The sequence below is a fragment of the Chryseobacterium sp. CH25 genome (assembly GCF_004119455.1).
Classification (GTDB): Bacteria; Bacteroidota; Bacteroidia; order Flavobacteriales; family Weeksellaceae; genus Chryseobacterium.
In genome coordinates, this window is sequence record NZ_NRQT01000039.1 from 1 (window position 1) to 350 (window position 350).

The following is a 350-nucleotide window of genomic DNA, read 5'->3' on the forward strand; positions in this document are numbered from 1 at the left end:
ATCTCAATAGATGGTTTTACTTCCTCACGTTCATATCTACCGATGACAGCACCGTGAACACCTACAAGTTTGCCCACTTCGTCCTGCGACTGAACCGTTTAAAAAATGGTTTCTACTCAGAACCCAATGCCACCAATCCCGGTAATGGTAATTTTGATGAATATCTTACCTATGACCTGAATGGGAATATCAATACTTTAAAAAGAAAAGCAATTCCTGTATCAGGGCAAACATCAGCTTTAGTAGATGACCTTGAGTATAAATACACAGGAAACCGTTTAAATCAGGTGATAGAATCAGCGATGAATGATACAGGATATGAGGGTGGCAATAATATGATAGATTATGAT

The 350-nt window shown here is 38.3% G+C and carries 1 protein-coding gene; it reads left to right on the forward strand.

The window, feature by feature from the left end:
• Positions 1–350 (forward strand): hypothetical protein (locus tag BOQ64_RS23355; protein WP_164976904.1); only part of this gene is annotated, 350 nt, incomplete at both ends.